Annotated in this window: 6 protein-coding genes; 1 reads left to right on the top strand and 5 read right to left on the bottom strand. The window is 57.3% G+C overall.

The annotated features are described in order from the left end of the window. Nucleotides 1–49: 49 nt before the first annotated feature. From BN1132_RS15425 to BN1132_RS15445, 5 genes are all read right to left on the bottom strand, one after another. Entirely contained in the window at nucleotides 50–526 is a 477-nt protein-coding gene (locus BN1132_RS15425) for a GNAT family N-acetyltransferase (protein WP_042078659.1), read from the bottom strand. A gap of 54 nt (nucleotides 527–580) precedes the next feature. Further along, nucleotides 581–835, bottom strand: a complete 255-nt coding sequence (locus tag BN1132_RS15430) for a hypothetical protein (protein WP_042078660.1) — start codon at nucleotides 833–835, stop codon at nucleotides 581–583. A 137-nt stretch (nucleotides 836–972) separates the two neighbouring features. Next, the gene (locus BN1132_RS15435; RefSeq protein ID WP_244462954.1) at nucleotides 973–1,407 is read right to left on the bottom strand and encodes a CopD family protein; all 435 of its coding nucleotides are present in this window, start codon (nucleotides 1,405–1,407) and stop codon (nucleotides 973–975) included. A 407-nt stretch (nucleotides 1,408–1,814) separates the two neighbouring features. Further along, nucleotides 1,815–2,627 carry a hypothetical protein gene (locus BN1132_RS15440; protein WP_042078662.1) on the bottom strand — a complete coding sequence of 271 codons (813 nt, stop codon included), beginning with the start codon at nucleotides 2,625–2,627 and terminating at the stop codon, nucleotides 1,815–1,817. Nucleotides 2,628–2,646: 19 nt separating this feature from the next. After that, entirely contained in the window at nucleotides 2,647–2,946 is a 300-nt protein-coding gene (locus BN1132_RS15445; RefSeq protein ID WP_042078663.1) for a hypothetical protein, read from the bottom strand. Between the two features lie 520 nt (nucleotides 2,947–3,466). Here BN1132_RS15445 and BN1132_RS20130 point away from each other — a divergent pair. Then, a complete protein-coding gene (locus BN1132_RS20130; protein WP_084202994.1) occupies nucleotides 3,467–3,616 on the top strand; it encodes a hypothetical protein in 150 nt (49 codons plus the stop codon). Nucleotides 3,617–3,984: the final 368 nt, after the last annotated feature.

The following is a 3,984-nucleotide window of genomic DNA, read 5'->3' on the forward strand; positions in this document are numbered from 1 at the left end:
GTGTACCACAGGGGGTGGCCATCAGGGGGGGCAGGGCCACCCTCTCGGGTCAGGGGGAAGCGGTGTCCGGCGCCAGTGCCAGCGAAAGCTGCAGCATATCCTTATGCTGGATACCGTACTCCATCAGGGGCTCCGGGTAGTGGATAAGGAAGTGATCCTTGATGACGGCATCGACGCGAAAGCCGTGGCGCTGGTAATAGGTGAGCTGGTGGCCGAAGCTGCCGGTACCGAGCTCGACGCGGCGGACTCCTTTCCCGGCCAGGCTGGTCAGCACGAAACGCAGCAGGCCGGAGCCGATGCCTTGCTGCTGGGGGTCGGGGGTCACGGCGATATTGAAGATCTCGGCCGTTTGTTCCCCCACCAGACCCGCCACGCAGGCTCCCATCACCTCGTTGCCATTGTTGCCCGCCAGGGCGGCAAAGCCCCAGGCGCCGGGCAGATAGGCGGCGATGCGCTGTTCTGCGGGATCTGCCTCCAGCAGCAGCGCCAGCGGTAGTTGGTCGGGGGCCATCTCGACAAACTTCATCTTTATTTCTCTTTTATCTCGCTCTGACTGTCCGGGTGCGCCGCCCTCTGGGCCTCAATATTCCAGAAACTTCTCGCCGCAGCGCTCGCAGATCAGATGTTTTACATGGGTGGCCTGGTAGGCGAGGGTCTGGCCGAATACCGCGTTGGTCAGGCTGCTGGAGCGAAAGGCTTGCCAGAAGGCCTTGCGCGGATCCTTGGGCATGATGTCCTGACTGTGATCGCGGGCCACCAGCACCACGAGATGGCGGGTGCGCTCACCGCATCGGTCGCAACGATGGAGTTCGCTCTGTTCGCTCAAGATTGTCATGCTGGCGTTCGTTCTCGTGGTGGGCGCGCGCCTATCATAGCTTTCTTCACCTGGCTCTCAATTTCCCGTTCAGGGGGCCGCCACGCGGCAAAGCCCTGCCCCATGAAAGTGGATCAGTCTCGATTTATCCCCGAGCGTCAATAGAACCACCCGGTTCTGAACGACACGCCGGTGATGACAAACAGGATGGAGAAAATGGTCACCGGGATGATATGCCAGGCCATAGTGACGAGGTTTTTCTCGGATAGATGGGGAATGACTCTGAAGCGCGCACTCATGGCGAAGCCGAGCGTCAAGGCCAGCAGCGACAGCTTCAACAGGATCGGGTGGGCGACGGGGTTGGAAAAATCCAGCCACTGGCTGACGTCCGGCAGCATGCGATAAGCCAGATAAAGGCCGGTTATCACCTGGATGATCAACGCCGGCATGCCGATCTTTTCGTAAACGGACTCGAATTCCAGCAGCCTGGCGGGCGAGCGCTCCCTCAATACCCTGGGCAGCACGACCACCGACAGCACTATATGGCCGCCGGTCCAGATGGTGGCCGCGAGAATATGTAACAACAGTGCCAATCCGTACATCCTTATCCTCCGGCGATGCAATGCCGATGCATAGCGCCAACGATATATGACCCATGGTGAACCCGGGACGGGATGCGAGCGCCGGCGTCAGCGGGCCCCGTCATCCCTGGGCTTATCTCCTCGCCAGGAGTGGCGAGCAAAACATGTTAACCAATGGCATGATTTCGCAAAACCCGATGCCGACCAAAGCCTGTTCAGGATCAAGAAACGGTCCCTCTCCGGGGAAAAATTCCCATTTGGGAGTAGATGGCTCGTCGGGGCTAAGGCCAGCAGTGGCAGCCTGGCGCGTCGTGGAGGTGGCCCGGGGACGACCCTCATCACGGCGACCGGCAAGCTGGCCGATGGCTACCACCTGATCTTATCTGGCCCCCCCTGGCGCCGGTTTTTATGGGGATAGGTCAAGGGTGAGTGGGCATCTCAGATGGCTTGGTTTCATCCTGAGGGGGAGGCTCAGGACGGTAACGGGTCTGCTCAATTTGATCGTGGCGCAACAGCAGGGTATCGCCCCCCTTGAAGCGATAGGCACAGTGGATGGTGTTGCAGGTGATGCGGATATGGGGTTCATTCCCCAGCAGGGGTGACTGGCTATTGGCCTCGCTCTCCGGCCAGTTACCTTGCTCCAGAAGGGTGATCTGAACTTGTGCTGCTTTTACTCCTTGTATAAAGAAGTCTATGGCGCCCATGACGGGGATCAGCACCGCCAATAGCAGGAAGGCAAATTTGTAGTAGTTATCGCCAAGCCAGATAAAGGCTCGACTAAGAGAGGGGGCTGGGTAGCGCTTTTGCGCTTTGGCTTGCTTGCAAGCTGCCCGATATAACCACGATGTTTGCCACCACCATGTGAGCCTGATCCTCCAGCGCGGACAAAAAATTAGGACGGCACAAATGGAAAAAATGGAAATGATGAGGCCCAACAAGGGCCACATCCACGGTTTGAGCATATCGAGAGTTTTCATGAGCCCAAAGGCCAGTAGATAGTCCGCTGGTGGGGAAAACTCAGAATAATCAAGGCGAAATGCCATGGTGTAGCCATAGTGATAGGCCATGCCCAACAGGTAAGTTGCCGCGGTCAGGACAGGAACTGCCGCCATTATCACACCGACAAAGCGCCAGATTGTACCCTCATCTTCGGCTTCGGGCTTGGCAGTGCGCAGTTTCTTCACATGCTGGCGTAGCCAGCACCAACGGGTCGTTAATATGGGCTCGCTCATGGAAATCCTTGTCAATCTGTCACTCATTCATATCCACAGTCTGTCGGCCATCGGGGTCATTTACCGCGGTTCCTCGGTAGGTGTGGCGAAGACGGTAGTCACCCCGGCCGGTGAGGGGGTTGAACAGCACCTTGTCGGAACCGCAGCCATGGCAGCGGGCATTTTCGGCATCCGTGGTGGCGCACTCGGGATGCAGTGCGAGGTATTCCGGCAGGGTGGGCAGGCGCTCCCAGTCCGGCTGGCCGAGTGAGCGGTTCCAGAAGATGAGGCCGGCAGCAACCAGACCCGCCAGGGTGAGCAGAACATGGATCAGTTCCATTCGAGAAAAACTCCATTTGGGGCAGGCGGTGAGGCGTAGGATGGTCGACCAGGCATCTTAGCTGAGCAGGCAGGGCAGGAGATATCCCCGAATGGGTCTTAGATACCCGGTCGGAAGGGGTCTGCCATCCATCCGGATAAGTGATGGCACTGGGAATGTCGCATCTGAAATCTGGATGGATGAAGGGCGTTTTTGCCGGCCCGGTGGTGGGGGGGAGAGGGAGCAGCGTGTGAAAAAAACCTGCATAGCCAGATTTTTGCCGGTGAGGGCGGGTGAATGGCCGGGAGTTGAAAACTCAATGCCATGATAAATATGTGAAATATATTTATGTCATGGGTTTTGGCGGGAAGAAAAAGAGGTGCCCACAAGGGGCATTTGTCCGTTTTATAGATTGGTTTTTGCATAATCAATCGTTTATTTTGTTGGACAATCGGGGAAAACCTGGTGTCCAATCGGGGGAGCAGGTTGGCCAACAGTGCCGTCAGCCAGTGTGTAACCCGAGATGTAAGGAGACATCCTGATGGAAAAACTTGACCAAAATATCGACATCATGCGCCAGGAGTACGAGTCCCAAGGGCAGAAGCAGGCCCAGGACAAATGGCAAGCCAGGGTCGATGAACTGCAGCGGGAACGCACCGAGGTTCCCCAGCCGGAAGCGGCAGAACACTAGCCCTTGGCGGCCTTGTGGCCACCGAGTGAGCGGATAATGAAAAACCACCGCCCTGCACGGGGCGGTGGTTTTTTTTTGGGCGCCGCGGCTAGGTTGTGTTCTCAAAGTGTTCATATTTCAAGCGCCTCAATTTTCAGCCATGAACAGGGCCTCTAAAGAGGCCAGTTTAGGCAGTTTGAAGTGAATGAATGCGGTCTTTCTGGAGGGATGAAGTCCCATAGGATGGGGAGGGCGTTTAGCAACCACTTTAAGAACACAGCCTAGTCCGGATCCGGCAGCCTTTCCCCCAACACCTCGATGTGGCTTGGCCGGATGTGGTTACGAAGATGTAATGACGGATGGCATGGGTGGAAGGTACTCCCGGGGGC

Origin of the sequence: Aeromonas sanarellii (genome assembly GCF_000820085.1) — a bacterium.
GTDB classification, from domain to species: Bacteria; Pseudomonadota; Gammaproteobacteria; order Enterobacterales; family Aeromonadaceae; genus Aeromonas; species Aeromonas sanarellii.

Bases quoted from the DNA above. Each gene is read 5' to 3' on its own strand.
- BN1132_RS15425 (WP_042078659.1), bottom strand. From the start codon at position 526: ATGAAGTTTGTCGAGATGGCCCCCGACCAACTACCGCTGGCGCTGCTG.
- BN1132_RS15440 (WP_042078662.1), bottom strand. From the start codon at position 2,627: ATGAGCGAGCCCATATTAACGACCCGTTGGTGCTGGCTACGCCAGCAT.
- BN1132_RS15445 (WP_042078663.1), bottom strand. From the start codon at position 2,946: ATGGAACTGATCCATGTTCTGCTCACCCTGGCGGGTCTGGTTGCTGCC.
- BN1132_RS20130 (WP_084202994.1), top strand. From the start codon at position 3,467: ATGGAAAAACTTGACCAAAATATCGACATCATGCGCCAGGAGTACGAG.
- BN1132_RS15430 (WP_042078660.1), bottom strand. From the start codon at position 835: ATGACAATCTTGAGCGAACAGAGCGAACTCCATCGTTGCGACCGATGC.